This is a genomic window from Rhodanobacter sp. C03 (assembly GCF_002001175.1).
GTDB lineage: Bacteria > Pseudomonadota > Gammaproteobacteria > Xanthomonadales > Rhodanobacteraceae > Rhodanobacter.
The window spans coordinates 278608-296154 of the sequence record NZ_MUNT01000007.1; the positions used below are offsets into that span (position 1 = coordinate 278608).

At 64.2% G+C, this 17547-nt stretch carries 16 protein-coding genes; 10 read left to right on the plus strand and 6 right to left on the minus strand.

Going from position 1 to position 17547, the window contains the following annotated elements; translation table 11 throughout:
• Together B0E48_RS13495 and tssA are read left to right on the plus strand one after the other, a co-directional pair.
• Positions 1–3510 carry a type VI secretion protein IcmF/TssM N-terminal domain-containing protein gene (locus B0E48_RS13495; RefSeq protein ID WP_077518658.1) on the plus strand — a complete coding sequence of 1170 codons (3510 nt, stop codon included), beginning with the start codon at positions 1–3 and terminating at the stop codon, positions 3508–3510.
• 85 nt (positions 3511–3595) lie between these two features.
• Positions 3596–4678, plus strand: coding sequence for a type VI secretion system protein TssA (tssA, locus tag B0E48_RS13500; protein ID WP_077518659.1), 1083 nt, complete (start codon positions 3596–3598; stop codon positions 4676–4678).
• Between the two features lie 46 nt (positions 4679–4724).
• On the opposite strand, the gene B0E48_RS13505 is transcribed toward tssA, so the two are convergent.
• The gene (locus B0E48_RS13505; RefSeq protein WP_077518660.1) at positions 4725–5177 is read right to left on the minus strand and encodes a cupin domain-containing protein; all 453 of its coding nucleotides are present in this window, start codon (positions 5175–5177) and stop codon (positions 4725–4727) included.
• A gap of 222 nt (positions 5178–5399) precedes the next feature.
• Here B0E48_RS13505 and tssB point away from each other — a divergent pair, with 222 nt between their 5' ends.
• From tssB to B0E48_RS13535, 6 genes are all read left to right on the plus strand, one after another.
• Complete coding sequence (gene tssB / locus B0E48_RS13510; RefSeq protein WP_077518661.1) at positions 5400–5918, plus strand: type VI secretion system contractile sheath small subunit; 519 nt, start codon at positions 5400–5402, stop codon at positions 5916–5918.
• Positions 5919–6006: 88 nt separating this feature from the next.
• Complete coding sequence (tssC, locus tag B0E48_RS13515; RefSeq protein ID WP_077518662.1) at positions 6007–7491, plus strand: type VI secretion system contractile sheath large subunit; 1485 nt, start codon at positions 6007–6009, stop codon at positions 7489–7491.
• A 21-nt stretch (positions 7492–7512) separates the two neighbouring features.
• Positions 7513–8001: a type VI secretion system tube protein Hcp gene (locus B0E48_RS13520; protein WP_077518663.1), complete on the plus strand. Its 489-nt coding sequence runs from the start codon at positions 7513–7515 to the stop codon at positions 7999–8001.
• Positions 8002–8095: 94 nt separating this feature from the next.
• Positions 8096–8698, plus strand: coding sequence for a type VI secretion system tube protein Hcp (locus tag B0E48_RS17595; protein ID WP_139350298.1), 603 nt, complete (start codon positions 8096–8098; stop codon positions 8696–8698).
• 44 nt (positions 8699–8742) lie between these two features.
• Positions 8743–9183 carry a type VI secretion system baseplate subunit TssE gene (tssE, locus tag B0E48_RS13530; RefSeq protein ID WP_077518664.1) on the plus strand — a complete coding sequence of 147 codons (441 nt, stop codon included), beginning with the start codon at positions 8743–8745 and terminating at the stop codon, positions 9181–9183.
• 13 nt (positions 9184–9196) lie between these two features.
• Positions 9197–9964, plus strand: a complete 768-nt coding sequence (locus B0E48_RS13535; RefSeq protein WP_077518665.1) for a YkgJ family cysteine cluster protein — start codon at positions 9197–9199, stop codon at positions 9962–9964.
• 33 nt (positions 9965–9997) lie between these two features.
• Here B0E48_RS13535 and B0E48_RS13540 read toward each other — a convergent pair whose 3' ends face one another.
• The 4 genes from B0E48_RS13540 to B0E48_RS13555 form a co-directional block, all read right to left on the minus strand.
• Positions 9998–11875, minus strand: coding sequence for a hybrid sensor histidine kinase/response regulator (locus B0E48_RS13540; RefSeq protein ID WP_254423967.1), 1878 nt, complete (start codon positions 11873–11875; stop codon positions 9998–10000).
• A gap of 151 nt (positions 11876–12026) precedes the next feature.
• Entirely contained in the window at positions 12027–12743 is a 717-nt protein-coding gene (locus tag B0E48_RS13545) for a VTT domain-containing protein (RefSeq protein WP_077518666.1), read from the minus strand.
• Positions 12740–13297, minus strand: a complete 558-nt coding sequence (locus tag B0E48_RS13550; RefSeq protein WP_077518698.1) for a nucleoside deaminase — start codon at positions 13295–13297, stop codon at positions 12740–12742. The genes B0E48_RS13545 and B0E48_RS13550 overlap by 4 nt, the downstream gene beginning before the upstream one ends.
• A gap of 11 nt (positions 13298–13308) precedes the next feature.
• Complete coding sequence (locus tag B0E48_RS13555) at positions 13309–15069, minus strand: glutamine--tRNA ligase/YqeY domain fusion protein (RefSeq protein WP_077518667.1); 1761 nt, start codon at positions 15067–15069, stop codon at positions 13309–13311.
• Between the two features lie 126 nt (positions 15070–15195).
• Here B0E48_RS13555 and B0E48_RS13560 point away from each other — a divergent pair, with 126 nt between their 5' ends.
• Both B0E48_RS13560 and B0E48_RS13565 read left to right on the plus strand, forming a co-directional pair.
• Entirely contained in the window at positions 15196–15474 is a 279-nt protein-coding gene (locus tag B0E48_RS13560; RefSeq protein ID WP_077518668.1) for a DUF2007 domain-containing protein, read from the plus strand.
• 52 nt (positions 15475–15526) lie between these two features.
• The gene (locus B0E48_RS13565) at positions 15527–16045 is read left to right on the plus strand and encodes an adenine phosphoribosyltransferase (RefSeq protein WP_077518669.1); all 519 of its coding nucleotides are present in this window, start codon (positions 15527–15529) and stop codon (positions 16043–16045) included.
• A gap of 99 nt (positions 16046–16144) precedes the next feature.
• On the opposite strand, the gene B0E48_RS13570 is transcribed toward B0E48_RS13565, so the two are convergent.
• Positions 16145–16714, minus strand: a complete 570-nt coding sequence (locus tag B0E48_RS13570; protein ID WP_077518670.1) for a DUF922 domain-containing protein — start codon at positions 16712–16714, stop codon at positions 16145–16147.
• Positions 16715–17547 lie beyond the last annotated feature (833 nt).

Here is a 17547-nt window from a genome sequence, read left to right on the forward strand (position 1 = left end):
ATGAGCCTCACTCAGAAGACCTGGTTCCGACCCGCGTTGTATGTACTCGGCGGCATCGTGCTGCTGGTGCTGATCGTGTTCGTCGCGCCGGCGCTGATTCCCGGCGTGCCGCCGCGCTTCTGGCAGTTGCTGGGGCTGTGCCTCGCTGCGCTGGCGGTGCTGTGGTGGTTCACCAAGGGCGCACGCAAATACTCGCGCGCGGGTCGGGCGCGGCAGCGCATCGGTGACCTCGGTCCGGGCAATCCGGATGACGAGCGCGAACCGCTGGCGAAGATGAGTGCAGCCATCCAGGAGGCCAAGCACGCGATCCAGCGCTCGCCGGAAATGGCCGGTGGCCGCAATTCGCTGTACCGCGTGCCATGGATGCTGTTCCTCGGCGATGCCGACGCCGGCGTGCATGGTCTGCTGCAGGCGGCGAGCACCACTTCGCCGTTTCCCGCGCCGGCCGGTGGCGATGCCGACGCAGTGTGGCGCTGGTGGTTCTTCAAGTCGATGATCGCGATCGAGACCAGTCCGCAGCTGGTCTGCGACGCCTCGGCGCGCACCGAGCGCGGCCTGTGGTACCAGGCGTTGATGCAGCTGGCCAGCGAGCGCGACCAGCTGCCGCTCAACGGCATCGTGGTGTGCATCGGTGCGCGCAGCCTGCTCGGCAATGGCGACGCGCTGAAGGATGTCAGCATGCGCCTGCGCCGGCTGGTCGACGAAAGCATGGAGCACCTGCAGATCCAGCTGCCGGTGTATGTACTGGTCACCGGGCTGGAGGCGTTGACGGGCTACGGCGCCTTCCGTGCCGCGGTGCCGGCCGAGGCGTTCGCCCAGGCGATGGGCTGGCGCCTGCCGGAGAACGAAGCGGTCAGCGCCGGTACCAGCACGAAGTTCGACAGCCTGTTCGCGCCGATGGCCGAACGCCTGCATGCACTGCGGCTCACCGCGCTGGCGACGCAGCACGAAGTCAAGGGGCGACGCGGCGTGTTCGAGTTCGTGCAGTCGATCACGCGCCTGCAAGGCGGCCTGCGCAAGTTCGTCAGCCTGCTGCTGGAAGACAATCCGTTCCAGCGCACGCCGCGCTGGCGCGGCCTGTACTTCGCCGGTGGTCCGGGCCCGGATACGCCAGCGGGTGCGTTTGTCGCCGACCTGTTCACACGCTTCCTGCCGGCCGATCAACCGTTGGCGATGCCCAGTTTGAAGGGGAGCGCCGGACGGATGGGCGTTGCCGCACTCGGCGTCGCAGCCTTGCTGGGTCTGTCCGCTTATCTCACCTATGGCCTCAGCCAGGCGCGCACCGACGATGCGCAATTGCTGGCGCAGACGCGGGCGGCTTGCCAAGGTCGCGAGAATGCCGGCGCCAGCGGGCGCATCGGCTGGGTGGCGGCTTGTGGCCGCACCATCGAGCAACTGGAGGCGAGCACCGACAAGAGCCAGCTGGGTTTCGGCCTGCGCCGTTCCGATCGCGATATCGAGGAACTCAAGCAGGAAGTGGTGGGCGATTTTTCCAGCCTGATCCTGGCGCCCTATGACCAGATGCTGGACAGCGACATGGCCAATGGCCATGTCGGCATCGAGCACGTGCTGGCGATCACCCAGCGCCTGCGCATCCTGCAGCATTGCCGTGGCCGTGGCGCCAGTTGTCTCGACAGCGAAGTGCCGTACAACGTGGTGTTCGACCCGCGCTCACGGCTGTTCGCGCCGTTCTTCACCGCCGATGCGGATACGCGCCGCGACCGCGACAACGCGGATGCGTTGCTCACCACCTACCTCGGCTACCTGCGCTGGCAGAAAGGCGCCGTGCTGGACGATGAGGAGCATCGCCTGCAGGGCGAACTGCAGCGCTTGCTGACCGCCTACACGCCGCGCCCGCAGGATCTGGAAGTGTGGGCCGATGCACGCATGACCGGTCCGCGCCTGCAGGATGACTGGCTGCCGGCGGATCGCCTGGTCGGCGTGGACGCTGGCAGCCTGCCGACGATCTCCGGTGCCTATACCGTGGAAACCTGGAACGGCGTGGTGTCGCCGATGACCGACACCATCGGCGACACCCTGGCGGAAAAAAAAAGTCTGGCTGACGGCTTTCGCAGTGCCTACTTCACCAGTTATTTCCATGCTTGGGCGCAATTCCAGAGCCGCTTCTTCGACGGCGTGAACCTGTGGAAGGGACACACCGATGAACTGGCGACGCGCGCGGCCGGCAACGACAATCCATACCGCTTTTTTTTTGACAGCGTGCAGCACAACCTGCTGAGCCTGCCGCTGCAGTTGCCACTGTCATTGCGCTGGCACCAGGCCTGGGCGCAGACCAAGGCCGCGGGCTGGGGCGGCTGGAAACCGTTCGGCGCGTTTCTCGGGCATACCGTGGGTGGCTGGTTCAGCAGCGCCAAGCTGACCCCGCCGACCTGGCTGCTGGCGATGCTGGATACGCGCCGCGACGTGCTGGACAAGCAGCAGGCCTTGTTCGCCAACGGCTATCTGCGCCTGCAGGCGCAGGGCGGCGAGCAGAACCTGTACCAGATCGTGGCCGATATCTATCGTGCGAAGGGGGCGCCGACGCAACCGCCGGCCTCCGAATACGCCACCTTGCTGCAGTCGGTCGACCGTCCCGACGACAGTTATGCGGCAAAGTTCATGGGTGACGACCTGGGCGCGTGGTCGGTGGTGCAGGGCCCTTCGCACCTGCTGCTGTACCTCACCTTGCAACGCGCCGCGGCCTACGTGCAGCAGCGCTGGAACGATGGCGTGGTGACGCCGCTGAAGCAGTTGCCGCCCGAGCAGCAGATGGCGGCGCTGTATGGCGCCCAGGGCAAGCTCAACGCCTTCGTCAACGACTGGCTGGCGCCGTTCGTCAGCGAGAAGGAGCACACGCCGATCAAGGTCGGTGGCATCGCGCTGCCGCTGACGCCGGGTTTCCAGTCGATGATGGCTGCGCAGAGCCAGGCGCAGCCGACCTTGAATACCGATCAGCCGTTCCTGGTTGGCAGTTTCAGTTTCACCGGACCGAGCCAGCTCGGCAGCCTGACCGAAGGCGCACTCGGCACCGTGCTGCAGATCGATTGCAAGGATCACAGCTACAGCGCCAGCAGCAAGGCGCAGTCGCTGGCCGAATCGAAGGTCGCGGTGTTCTGGTCGCCGACCAATTGCCTGCAGGCCAGCCTGCGCATCAGTCTGGAGCAGCCAGCGCCTGCCGAAGTGGCGCTGGTGCCGGCCGGTTCCGCCAGCGCAGCCGGTGCGGCTGCGCCTGCCGCGCCCGAACCGCTGGTGCTGACCAAGCTCTACTCGGGACAGGACGGTTTCCTGCAATTGTTGAAGGATTTTGCCGGCGGCTCGCACAGCTTCGTGCTGGCGGATTTTCGCGATTCGTACACCCCGCTGCAGTGGGCCGACATCACCGGACGTCTGCGCGACGTCGGCTTCAGTCAGGCGCAGGTATTTCTCGGCGTCGATCTGTCCGATGCGATGAAACAGTACCTGAGCGCACGCAATACGCCGGTGACGATGCCGAGCGCCATCATCGAATAGACCACGACCGAACCGACAGCGACCGAATTGAACCACGACCGAATTGAATCTGGGGCGGACCACCGAGCTCCGCAGGGAGAACACCATGAGCATCGATATCACCGAACTGCTGGCGCCTATCTCACCCGACCGCCCTTGTGGCGAGGACGTGAGTTTCAGTGATGTCTACGATCGCGTGCGCGAGGCACGTCGCGCCGACGATCCCAACCTGCGCCAGGGCGAATGGCAGACCGATCTGAAAATCGCCGACTGGCGCTTGGTGACCCGCCTCGCCAGCGACGTGCTGACCAAGCAGAGCAAGGATCTGCAGATGGCCGTCTGGCTGGGCGAGGCGCTGATCTCGATGGAAGGCCTGGCCGGTGCCGCGCAGTCGTTCGAACTGCTCAACGGCCTGCTGGAAAACCAGTGGGAAGGCCTGTTTCCGGAACTCGATGGCGACGATCCGGAAGAGCGCGCGGCCAAGCTCGCCTGGTTCAACATCTATGCCAGCGATGCGTTGCGCAAGGTGCCGTTGACCAGCAGCGCCAAGCCGATGACCTTGCTGTCCTGGCAGGACTCGCGCGAGGTCGACAATCTGGCGCGACAGAACCAGGAGGCACACAAGGCGGCGCTGGACGAAGGCCGGCTTAGCGGCGACGCATTCGACAAGGCGATGCTGGAATCCACCGGCGAGGTGGTGTTGCGCATGCTGGAGCAAGCCGATGCCGCACTGGCCACATTCGATGTCTTCAAGCGCATCGCCGATACCCGGCTCGGTCGTGCCGCGCCTTCACTGGCAGCAGTGGAAGACGCGCTGAAACGGATCCGCCAGCTGGTCGGCAAGGCGGCGCAGGCCAAGGGCGTCGGCGGCAGCGCTGCCGCCGACGCGGGCGATGATCAGCTGGCCGCCAGCCCGCTCGCCTCGATGCCTGCCGGCATGACCGCGGGCGGCGGTCTGACCCTGGATCTCTCCGGCAACAGTGCCGCCAGCAAGGAAGCGGCACTGCGCGCGATCAGCGACATCGCAGTGTTCTTCCGCCGTACCGAACCGCACAACCCGGTCGCCTACATGCTGGAGAAGGCGGTGGCCTGGGCCAACACACCGCTCGACGCATGGCTCAGCGAAGTGGTCCGCGACAGCACCGTGCTCGCCTCGATCCGCGATCGGGTGGGGATACCTGGGGAGTGACCCTGTTGCCTCCTCTGCTGAAATGGCAGGAGGCAATGCGTTGCGCTCACCGCGGATACGGCGTTCCGTCCTTGTGCGTATAGCCTCGTTCATCCGCACACAGATCGATATCCGGGTACGTGCACACATCGGCGTCGGAGCGGCTGCCGATCTCCAGATACACCGCCGTCTCGGTGCCACGATTGATCAAGTGATGCCCGTCGGGCGCGTTTTTCGGAAATGCAGCGCAATCGCCGGCATGCAGGACTTGTTCGCCGGCATCGGTGATCAGGCTCAGTTCGCCGGACAGCAGATAGACGAATTCATCCTCGTGCGAGTGCCAGTGGCGCTGGCTGGACCAGGCGCCGGGTGGCAGCCGGCTGAGGTTGACGCCGAAATCGGTCAGGCCGCCGGCGTTGCCGAGCGCCAGCTTGCTGCGCCCGGCGGCTTGCGGGGCGTAGGGTTGGGGATAGTTGGAGCCTGTACGTAGGCTCAGCTGGTTCGGGTCGATGCGTGGCATGGGGAAACTCCGCGAGAACGGCTCTGGTTGGAACGGTCGTTGGCCTTGCGCTGCGCGCGCAAGGCCAACTGGATGGTACGGAAAGGTATACCACCCCCAAAGTCATAGGCCACCGACTGGCCGTACGGCTAATTCTCTCGCGCCCGGCGGCTTCCTAGACTTCTCTGCCATCGCCGTTGCGCATTCGCGCAACGGGCGTCGCCCAACTGCCGGGGAATCGTCATGGCCAAAAAAGAAAGCACGCAGCACAAGCTGGATCGCGTGCGCGCACCGCGCGTGCAACTCACCTACGACGTGGAAGTGGGCGATGCGATCGAAAAGAAGGAACTGCCGTTTGTCGCCGGCGTGATTGGCGATTTCAGCGGCCAGCCGGCCGAGCCGCTGGCGAAGCTGAAGGAGCGCAAGTTCGTCAATGTCGACAAGGACAATTTCGACGACGTGCTCAAGGGCATGAAGCCGCGCGTGCAGATGCAGGTGGACAACAAGCTCAAGGGCGACGGTTCGAAGGTCGGCGTGGAGCTGAACTTCAAGAGCCTCGACGATTTCACGCCGGAAGCGGTGGCGAACCAGGTGGAACCGCTGCGCAAGCTGCTGGAGGCGCGCCAGAAGCTGGCCGACCTGCGCAACAAGATGGCCGGCAACGACAAGTTCGAGGAACTGCTCAACGAAGTGTTGCAGAACACCGACCAGATCACGCGGCTGACCAAGGAAGTCGGCTCCGGCGGCGGCTCGGAAAGCTGAGCCGATCGTCACGCCGGGCGGCGTAACCGAGTCGCCGTCCGATCGGACTGACGCACTTCTCCATCACGGATATCGCAGGGATCAAGACATGGCCAGCACACAGCAAGAATCCGCGCAGGGCACTGCCGCCGCCACTCAGGAAGGTAGTCTGCTCGATTCCATTCTCAGCCAGAGTCGCATCGCCAAGACCGACAGCGAGCGTGATCGTACCCGCGACCTGATCGCCGAGCTGGTGAACCAGGTCACCGACGGCCAGATCAGCATCTCGCACGATGCGATCGCCTCGCTCGATGCGCGCATCGCCGACATCGACAAGCTGCTCTCCGACCAGCTTTCGGCGGTGATGCACGCGCCAGAGTTCCAGAAGCTGGAAGGTTCCTGGCGCGGCCTGAAATACCTGGTCGACAATTCCGAGACCAGCACCACGCTGAAGATCAAGGTGCTCAACTGCACCAAGAAGGATCTGGTCAAGGACTTCAAGAACGCCTCGGACTTCGACCAGTCCACGCTGTTCAAGAAGATCTACGAGGAGGAATACGGCACCTTCGGCGGCGCGCCGTTTGCCACCATGATCGGTGACTTCGAGTTCAGCCGGCAGCCGGAGGACATGTACCTGCTGGAGGAGATGTCGCACGTGGCCGCCTCGGCACATGCACCGCTGCTGTCGGCAGCCTCGCCGGAGATGTTCGGCTTCGAGAGCTTCACCGACCTGGCCGGTCCGCGCGATCTGGCCAAGGTGTTCGACACCGTCGAATACGCGAAGTGGAAGTCGTTCCGCGCTTCGGAGGATTCGCGTTACGTGGGCTTGGCGATGCCGCATGTGCTCGGCCGCCTGCCATATGGTCCGGATACCACGCCGGTGGAGAGCTTCAATTTCGTCGAGGACGTGTCCGGCAAGGATCACAGCCGCTACCTGTGGACCAACGCGGCGTATGCGTTGGGTAGCAAGATCACCGACGCATTCGCCAAGTTCGGCTGGACCGCGGCGATCCGTGGCGTCGAGGGCGGCGGCTTGGTGGAAGGCCTGCCGACGCACACATTCGCCACCGACGACGGCGAGGTGGCATTGAAGTGCCCCACCGAGATCGCGATCACCGACCGTCGCGAGAAGGAGCTGGCGGACCTGGGCATGATCCCGCTGGTGCACTGCAAGGGCACCGACTACGCGGCGTTCTTCTCCACCCAGTCGGCGCAGAAGGCGAAGGAATACAACACCGATGCCGCCAACGCGAACGCACGGCTCGCCTCGCAGTTGCAGTACATCTTCGCGGTAAGCCGCATCGCGCATTACATGAAGTCGATGATGCGCGACAAGATCGGCAGTTTTGCCTCGCGTTCCTCCGTCGAGCGTTTCCTCAACACCTGGATCACCCAGTACGTGTTGCTGGACGACAACGCCTCGCAGGAAATGAAGGCGCAGTACCCGCTGCGCGAGGCGAGCATCGAGGTTGTGGATGTGCCCGGCAAACCCGGGGCCTACAAGGCGGTGGCTTTCCTGCGGCCGCATTACCAGCTGGACGAACTGAGCGTCTCGCTGCGTCTGGTGGCCGAGCTTCCGAAGTCGGCGCGTTGAGAATCTATCGAGGATTGATCCATGTCACAGAGCGACTTCTTCCTGAAAATCGACGGCATCGATGGCGAGTCCACCGATGACAAACACAAGGGTGAGCTGGAAATCCAGTCGTGGTCGTGGGGAGCGACCAACCAGGGCACCTTCGGCGCCGGCGGCGGTGGCGGCGCGGGCAAGGCCGATTTCAGCGACATCACGATCAGCAAGTACGCCGACAAGTCGACGCCGAAGTTGCTCAAGGCCGTGGCTACCGGCCAGCACATCAAGACCATGACCCTGGTCTGCCGCAAGGCCGGTGGCCAGCAGCAGGAGTATCTCAAGCTGACCCTCGAGGACGTGCTGATCTCCAGCTATCACTCCAGCGCATCCGGCGGCAGCAGTCCGATACCGAACGAATCGATCGGCTTGAACTACGCCAAGATCAGCTACGAATACAAGCCGCAGAAGGTGGACGGTTCGCTCGAGGGCTCGATTGCCATCAGCTACAACCGCCATACGAACGTGGCGGCGTGAGCGGGTCGTCCTGAAACCAGGCCACTGCACTGGCACGGCGTGCCTTGCGGCATGTCGTGCCGATGCGTGATGCGGACGAGGTGGAGCAAGATCGATGCCTATCGAAGTGCCGGAGTTGAAGATCAGGACGACCTCGAACAACGATTTCTTCCTGAAGCTGGACGGGGTCCGGGGCGAGACGAACGACGATGAGCATGCCGGTGAGATCGACATCCTCGGCTGGTCGTTCGGCGTCAACGACTACGATGCCGCCGAGTCGCGCGACGTGCGCAGGGCGTCCGGGGGGCGCGATGACCTGCCGGTGTTCACCAGCGCAAATCGGTTAGAGGAGGCCGCCACTGGACGAGCCGTGCCGGGCAGCGTGCGCGTCGGCGATCTTCATCTGAGCAAGCATGTCGACGCGGCATCCGCGCCGTTGCTGAAGGCAGCTACCTCGCGCCAGATGATTGCCAAGGCGATCCTCACCTGCCGCAAGGCGTCCGGCGCAGAAGGTCTGGAGTACCTGCAGATCCAGTTGCAGGACGTGATGGTGTCGCGCTGGGCGGTGGCAACGGATGACGATACCGCCATACCGTGTGAGCGCCTGGTGCTCACTTACACGCGGATCGAATTCACCTACCAGCCGCAGGGCCGCAAGGGTACCAGCGAGGGCAAGATGCACGCCGGCTGGGACCGCAAGCTCAATGCAACGATGTGATCACGCCAGTGCAGCACCATCTTTATCGCTATTGAGGATCACCGATGCGCTCCGTCCTCGATCGCCTCACCGACAAGCCGCTGCCGGAAGACAGCGGCCGGGGCATGTCGCTCACCGACTACCGCGACCTGGTGTCGCGCGATCTGGAGGCGCTGCTGAATACGCGCTCCGAAGCCGCACGGGTATTGCCGGAAGCATTCGTGGAGTGTCGCAAGTCCTCGCTGACGTTCGGCATCCCGGACTTTTCCTCCTACAGCCTGCTCAGTCCGCGCGATCGCGACCGCATCCGCCGTGCGCTGGAAACGGCGATCGGGTTGCACGAGCCGCGACTGACCCGGGTGCGCGTGGTGCTGGAATCACAGCGTGCCTACGAGCGCGCCTTGCGTTTCCGGGTGGAGGCGCTGATGAATCTTGGCCCCGAGCGCGAGAAGGTGCAGTTCGACGCCGTGCTGCAACTGAATACGCAGTCCTATCAGGTGCACTGAGCGGCATGACGCCATGGCGAACGAGCCGACACAGCAGAACGCAAGCGTCACGGCGACCATCGAACTGGTACTCGATGGGGAACCGTTGCAGATGCAGCTGACGGTGCCGACCGGCCCGGCCACGCCAGGCCAGCTGCTGCACCTGCTGCGTGGCCTCACTGACGCGGTGGTCGATTCCGCGGTGGAAAAAAGTACGGCGCAAGGCAATCCGATCTCCTGCCGCAAGGGCTGTGGTGCCTGCTGCCGGCAGCTGGTGCCGATCGCGCCGGCCGAGGCGCACCGTTTGCGTCAGGTGGTCGACGCGATGCCGGAGCCGCGACGTAGCGAAGTGCTGGCCCGGTTCGAGGCCGCCCGCGCGAAGCTGGCCGCCAGCGGCATGCTCGAGCGGCTGCGCGCACCGGCGCGCATGGACGAGACTTCGCGGCGACAGCTCGGTATCGACTATTTCCGTAACGGCGTGGCCTGTCCGTTTCTCGAGCAGGAATCCTGCTCGATCTACGCGGAGCGCCCGCTGGCCTGTCGCGAGTACCTGGTCACTTCACCGACAGAGCATTGCGCGCAACCCACGCCCGACAGCATCGATTGCCTGCCGATCGCGGCGCGGGTGTCCCGCGCGTTGTGGCAGCTGGAGGCGAAGCAGGACCATGATGGATTGTCGTGGGTGCCGCTGATCACCGCGCTGGAGTGGGCGCAGACGCATCCGGAAGCGCCGCCGGGCGCCAGCGGACCGGCGCAGATCGAGTCGTTGTTCAAACTGCTCGGTGCCGCCCCGGCGACTTGAACGGGTGCTTGACGGCGCCGCCGGAAGACAAACTCACACCATGCTGCGTGAGGACGTCCAGACGGCCATCATCGCCTCGCGCAACTGCTCCGGCGATACCGGTTTGTACAGCACCGGAATCTTCGCCGCCTGGATCTCGCGCAGGCGGTCGCTACGCGTTTCGCCGGTGATCAGCAAGCGCGGGAACGGTGGCAGGCCGTCGCGCAGGTAGTAATGGTCCAGCGCGGCCAGTGCGTCCAGGCCACTCTCACCGTCACGCAGGCGCAGATCGGAGATCACGATATCGGGCTGGGTCGGCCACGCTTCGGCGGCTTCCAGCGCCTGCGCGCGGTCCTCGGCCGTCGCCACTTCGCAGCCCCAGCTGCGCAGCAGGTAACGGATGCCGGAAAGGATCGCCGGCTCGTCGTCGATCACCAGCACGCGCATGCCTGCCACATCCAGCGGCGACTCCTCGATCTGCAGGGAGCGCACGTGCTGTGCCGGTACCTCGCACACATGGAAGGAGAACACGCTGCCGTGTCCGGCATGGGATTTCAGAACCACCTGGGTATCGAGCAGCTCGGCCAGCCGCTGCACGGTGGCCAGCCCCAGGCCGAGACCACGATGCTGGCTGCCGGAGCGGTCCGCCGAGCCCGGGTGGTCCACCCGGTAGAACTCGTCGAAGACGCGCTCCATGTGTTCGGGCGCGATACCGCTGCCGGTATCCCAGACGTCGACCCGCACCGTGCCGTTCAAACGTCGGCGCGCACCGATCAGTACGCCACCCTCGTGGGTGTAGCGCAACGCGTTGCTGACCAGGTTGTTGAGGATGCGGGCGAGCATGGTGCGATCGCTGCGTACCCATAGATCTGTGGTGCGCAGGATCAGGCGGAGGTCCTGCTGCTCGGCGATCATGCGGAAGTTGCGGTTCACCTCCTCGAAGACATCGTCGAGCGGAAACTCGCTGATCTCGACCTGCATCGCACCGGTTTCCAGACGCGACAGGTCGAGCAGTTCGCTGAACAGGTGATCGAGCGCGGCCACGCATTCCTGGATATGCGCGATGCGATCCAGCCGCACCGGATCGTTTTCATCGACGGCGAGCGCCGACGAGAACAGGGTCAGCGCATACAGTGGCTGGCGCAGGTCGTGCGACGCTGCAGCAAGAAAACGTGCCTTGGCCACGCTGGCCGCCTCCAGCGCCGTATTCTTGCGCGCCAGCTCCTGCGTGGCCTGCTCGATTTCCTGCTGCATGCCGCGCTGGATGTCGAACAGGGCCGCCGCAGTGGTGTTGAAGCCATGCTGCAACTCGCCGATTTCGGTCTTGTCCGTGACCGTGACGGCGACCGGGCGATCGCCGCGGCCCAGCTCGTGCACCGCACGGGCCAACCGCCGCAATGGGGCACTGATCCAGCTTGCCGCCTGCCACGCGATCACCGTCGCGACCAGCAGGCTCGCCACAAAAGCGAGCAGGGCAATGCGCAGGCTGGCATGTTGCGCGGCAATCGCCTCGCCCAGGCTCACGTCGATCATCACCGAACCCAGCGGTTCGGCGTCCGGCTGGTCGCTGTCGACCACGTCGCGCACCACGGTCAGGCTGTCCTGCGGCTTGGCCACGCTGCGGCCACTGCTATCGGCGAGAATCTCGCCATTCGCCGCGCGGATCTGTACATGTGCCACGTGCGGAAGGTTGGCAATCGATTGCGCAATACGAATCAGCTCGCGCCGCTGCATGTCGTGCAACGGACCGGCCGTGATCGAGGCCGCCTGGGTGGCGACCGCATCGGCGGTGTTCTGCCCCATGTCGCGCAGCGTGATCAGCTGGTAATGGGTCAGGATGGTCACCAGCAGGGATGCGGTGACGAAGGTGGGTACCAGCGCGACGAAGGCCAGCCGCTGCATCAGCGAGGCGCGACGCCAGAGCCGTTTCATCCAGAACCTGGCCATCTTGTCTACCCGAGCCCCCGGTGCGGTACCCGCCGGTATGGAGCCTAGCGCGAAATGCCCTGCTCGGCAGCCCGGCCGAAAGGTGTCGGCTGGATGGCCGGGCTGCGTGGTCGGAGGTCAACGCCGCGCAGCGGACTTAATCGACGGGGTGCCTGGGGTGGCGGTAGGGCCGGGTGAGTCGTTCGATCAGCAGCGGCAGCAGCGCGAGCAGGGCGAGCGCGCCCAGCGGCAGCAGCACGTTGCTGTGCATGAACATGCCCAGGCCGAACGTGTCGCTCCGGCTCATGGCGGCGCCCAGGCCGGCGCCGATCGAGGTTTCGAAGATCAACGCGACGGTGCCACCGAGCCAGCTGGCGCCGACGAACAGCCACAGCGGGCAGCGCAGCCACGCCAGCGCGATCGTCACCGCGCCGAACGGCACCACCGGCACGAAGCGCAGGAACAGCGTGTAGCTCACCGGATGCTGCTCGAAGCCGTGATGCAGCTTCGCCACGATCGCCGGCGGATGGCGGCTGCCGGCGCCAAACGCGTAGCGGCTGGCCAGATACAGGATCAGCGAACCCAGGGTCAGTCCCGCCGACGAACACAGCGTGCCGTCGACCACGCCGAACGCGAAGCCGCCGGCGAGGATCACCACGATCGTGCCGGGCAGGCCGGTCGACGTAGCCAGAGTCAGCAGGCCGATGAAGGTGAGCCGACTCAGCCACGGATGCTCCGCGATATGCGCATGCAGTTCATTCTGGTGGGCCACCAACTGCTGCGGGGTCAGTCGATCCAGCCAGCCGGAAGCGAACAGCACGATGCCGGCCAGCACCAGCAGGAGCAGGGGCAGCGCGGCGCGCCAGCGATTCAATACGCTGTGCCGCCAGCGCCGTAGGCGGCCAGCACGGTGCGCGCCTGATCGCGCAGGATGTCGCGGCGTACCGCGATGTGGCGGCGCTGCAGTTCGCCGATCCAGTCGGCCGGCAACGGGCCCTCGTCGAATTCGGTGAGTTCCTCGACGTCCTCCGAGCGCGCGCCGATCAGCAGCTCGTCGACGCCGGCCCAGACCGTGGCGCCGTAGCACTGGCAGCACGGCTGTGCACTGGTGGCCAGGATGTAGCGGCCGCCTTGTTCGTTGAGCCGGAACGCGGCAAGCCGTTGTTGTGCGGTCATGTACGCCATCATTTCCGCGTGCGCCACCGAACAGGTCTGCGGCACCACGCGGTTTACGCCGACCGAGATCAGTCGCCCGGCCTCGTTGAACACCGCCGCGCCGAATGGACCCCCGTGGCTGCGCTCGACGTTGTGCTTCGACAGCTCGATCGCCAGGCCGACCTTGTCCTCATCGGTGAGGTAGATCCGGCTCTCGTCGGCGACCTCGCCGATCCATGGCGGCAGGGTGAGGTGGATTTGCTGAGGCAGCATGAGGTTCTCCTTTACTGGCCGGCCGGTTTCGCCCACACGTCACGCAGGGTCACAGTGCGGTTGAACACCGGTGCGGTGGCGCGATGGTCGACACGGTCGGCCACGAAGTAGCCGAGCCGCTCGAACTGGAAGCGCTGCTCCGGATTGACATGCGCGGCAGCCGGCTCCAGCCAGACCTGCACCACGCGCTTGGCATCCGGGTTGACGTGCTCGAGCCAGCTCTTGCCGTCTTCCTCATTCTCCGGCGCGGCCACGTTGAACTGGCGGTCATACAGGCGCACCTCGGCGGCTACCGCGTGCTGCGCGCTGACCCAGTGGATCGTGCCCTTCACCTTGCGGTCCGCGCCGGGCAGGCCGTGGCGGGTGTCCGGATCCAGCGTGCCATGCAACTCGGTCACGTTGCCGTCGGCGTCCTTGATGATCTGCTCGCATTTGACGATGCCAACGCCACGCAGGCGCACCTCGCCATCGGGTTTCAGGCGATGGAAACCCTTCGGCGGCACCTCGGCGAAGTCTTCGCGTTCGATCCACACTTCGCGCGAAAACGGCACCTGGCGCGTGCCGAAGCTCTCATCCTTCGGATGATTGGCGAAGCTCAGCGTTTCCTCGTGGCCTTCCGGCAGATTGGTCAGCACCAGCTTGAGTGGATCGAGCACGGCCATGCGGCGTGCCGCGGTGGTGTCCAGATCCTCGCGGATGCAGCCTTCCAGCACGGCATAGTCGATCACGCTGTTCTGCTTGCTGACGCCGACGCGCTCGATCAGCAGGCGCAGTCCGGCTGGCGTGAAGCCGCGCCGGCGCAGGCCGCGCAGCGTGTTCATGCGCGGGTCGTCCCAGCCGTCCACATAGCCCTCGCTGACCAGCTGCGCCAGCTTGCGCTTGCTGGTAATGCAGTAGCTGAGGTTGAGGCGCGAGAACTCGATCTGGCGTGGCTTGGCCGGCTTCGCCTCCAGACCGGCGGCGACCACCGACTGCCACAGCTCCGGATGATTCGGCAGGTCGACCTTGTCGACGAACCAGTCGTACAGCGGGCGATGATCCTCGAACTCCAGCGTGCACAGCGAGTGGGTGATGCCTTCCATCGCATCGGACAGGCAATGCGCATAGTCGTACATCGGGTAGATCGGCCACGCGTCGCCGGTGTTCTGGTGGGCGATCTTGCGGATGCGGTAGATCGCCGGATCGCGCAGGTTGATGTTGCCGGCGCTCATGTCGATCTTCGCGCGCAGCGTCTTGCTGCCGTCGTCGAACTCGCCCGCGCGCATGCGGCGGAACAGGTCGAGATTCTCCTCGACGCTGCGCTCGCGGTACGGCGAGTGGCGACCAGGTGCGGTCAGCGTGCCACGGTATTCGCGCATCTCCTCGGCGTTGAGGTCATCGACATAGGCGACACCGTCCTCGATCAGCTTGATCGCCGAACGGTAGAACACCTCGAAATAATCCGAGGCATGGCGCAGCGAATGCCACTCGAAGCCGAGCCAGCGCACGTCGTCCTTGATGCCCTCGACGAACTCCGGGTCTTCCTTGCCCGGATTGGTATCGTCCAGGCGCAGGTTGCACCAGCCCTTGAACTCGCCCGCGATGCCAAAGCTCAAACAGATCGCCTTGGCGTGGCCGATGTGCAGATAGCCGTTCGGCTCCGGCGGGAAGCGCGTGTGTACCACGTGATGCTTGCCCGCAGCCAGGTCGTCGCGCACGATCTGTCGGATGAAATCCTGGGGAATGGCCGCCGTCGGTGTGGCGGGAGCGGCAACGGGATTTTCAGTCGACATCAGGCAAAGCTCGCGTGCGGTGGCGGAAACGCCCAAGTTTACCCTGTCGGCGCCGTCGGGCGCAGATCGCCCGGATTCGCCCCAAGACCTTGCCCCGCAGCGGTGCGGGGGCGTAGCGTGCAAGCCATGCACACGATCTATCGCGCCGAGAACCTGTTCGATGCCCATCTGGTCAAGGATGCGCTGGAGGCCGAAGGCATTCCGGCCTTCATTGCCGGCGAATACCTCACCGGCGCGGTGGGCCAGCTGCCGGCGATGGATTACATCGCGGTGATGGTGCCCGAATCGAGCCTGTCGCTCGCCAGCGGCATCGTGGGTGAGGTGGAGGCGCGGCTCAGCGAGGCGCGGCTGGCGATCGACGAGCTCGGCGATCTGCCTGACGATCCGCTCGCCATGCCATGCTGAGCGGCGTCGAACCCTGCGGTTCGAGCGGTCGCCCCATCCCCAAGGAAGTTTCATGCAAGACCTCGCCGCACTGATCCGCGCCGTGCCGGATTTCCCCACGCCCGGTGTGATGTTCCGCGACGTCACCCCGCTGCTCGCCGACGCCGGCGGCTTTGCCCGCTGCATTGATGCGCTGGCCGAGCCATGGCAAGGCAGCAGCGTGCAGGCGGTGTGCGGCATCGAGGCTCGCGGCTTCATCTTCGGCGCTGCGCTGGCGCAGAAACTGCACGCCGGTTTCGTGCCGCTGCGCAAACCCGGCAAGCTGCCGCCGCCGGTGGTGACGGTGGACTACCAGCTGGAATATGGCAGCGACCGGTTGGAGGCGCAGCGCGATGCGCTGAGGCCCGGCGAGCGCGTGCTGCTCGTCGATGATGTGCTGGCCACCGGCGGCACGCTGGCGGCAGCGCGCGCGCTGGTCGAGCATCTCGGTGGCGAGCTGGTGGGCGCGGGTGTGGTGATCGAACTGCTTGCGCTGCGCGGGCGTGATCGTTGGTCAGGAAGCCAGCAACTGCACAGCCTGTTGCGCTATTGAAACATGGCTCGTGACGACTCCTGAACGGTTGGTTCAGGAGGTGTGCCAAATCGCGGGAACTGTCGGGTCAGCTCGAATAAGTTGTGGGCTGCTTGCTGTTCAAGGGAATCTCGCGCCCTGAGTCTGTCCATGATTGGTGTCGTTATCGTATGTCGCGTCCATGGCTTTGTACCTTTCCAGTATCGAACTGGCCTGATCGTTAAACGCTTTGGCGATGGTTGAGCAATTGTCAGATACATGAAATGACTGACCCAGCGCTTCTATTTCCTTCGCAGCCCCGACGCCATGAGCATAGTGCCCATCCTCATGAAGGCTCAGTGCGGCCATGTAGTCTTGCCATTTTCTGATCAAAGAATTCGAAGCGTTGCTTCCGTCCACCCAACGAGGCAGGGTAGTTGTCCCCTCGACCGACGTCCTTATTTCAGTGAGCTTGCAGCCTTCAGTTGTGGGCGCATAGTGGAATGTCCAGGCGACATGCCATTGAGTAATCCCATCAAATCTCTTGCCGTCTTTATCAGTCGGACCCTTGGTATTGAGCTCTTGGCGCAAGTCATTGGCACTCTTGCCGACGATGTCGTAGTGAACAAGCAGAACATCGTTCGCAGATGCGACACACGATGTGGTGCCAATGACGACAGCCGCCAACACTTGCCGGATACGAAGACCCATGTGCTCCCCTGGAGTGACAGTCAGTGCTGTAGTCAAGCGGCGCCGAAGCTGCCAAAGAAATGCGTTGCGACGTAGTGCATAAAGCGCGCGAAGGGGCAGCAAAGTAACGCCGAATAGGCCGAGAAAGCCCAAGGCATAGATAGCTTAAGCAAACAGCAGGTATGACCAATCTGTCAATGCAACCTAACGCCGGAGTTAAGCGGCAGCCGTAGGCTGTCCGCTGGAAGGAACTGTTAGGCGTAGCCTAGAGTTTACCTCGCACCTTTTTGACAACGCTGCTCGCGTTGGGCAAAGCGCCCGAATTGCCACAACTATCTGTGTATAGCTCACCTCCGTTCGATTGAACAAAGACGATATAGCTCTTGCTAACATCCATAGGAAATCTGCTCGATGTATTGTCAGAGACAAGACGGATCTGTGAGCGCGAGCGTCCGGAAAGAACTTCGGTCACTTTCAATGTATAGATCGTGCTTGTGATTCCGCCAGGGTCTCCCGGATCACCTGTGACGTCTCTTGCAGTCATAACAGTTCCAATAACGACCGAGCTACTTGTGGCAATCTCCGCTGTGACAGAGGGGTGTCCTCTGAGGCACACAGCACCGGACTGAATCGGTACCAGTACCAGGACACACGCGAGCGAAAAAAAGACGGCACCAAGTCTCTTCATAAAAGGCCTAACGCTTGAGTTAAGCGGCGGCGAAGCCGGAGAGTTCCTACGCAAAAGTGGACACCGGTTGGTTAGCCGCAACGGGCCTCGAACTCGATGGGAGAACGATAGCCCAAGGCGGAGTGTAAGCGCTTGTTGTTGTAGAAATCGATGTAGCTGTGCACGG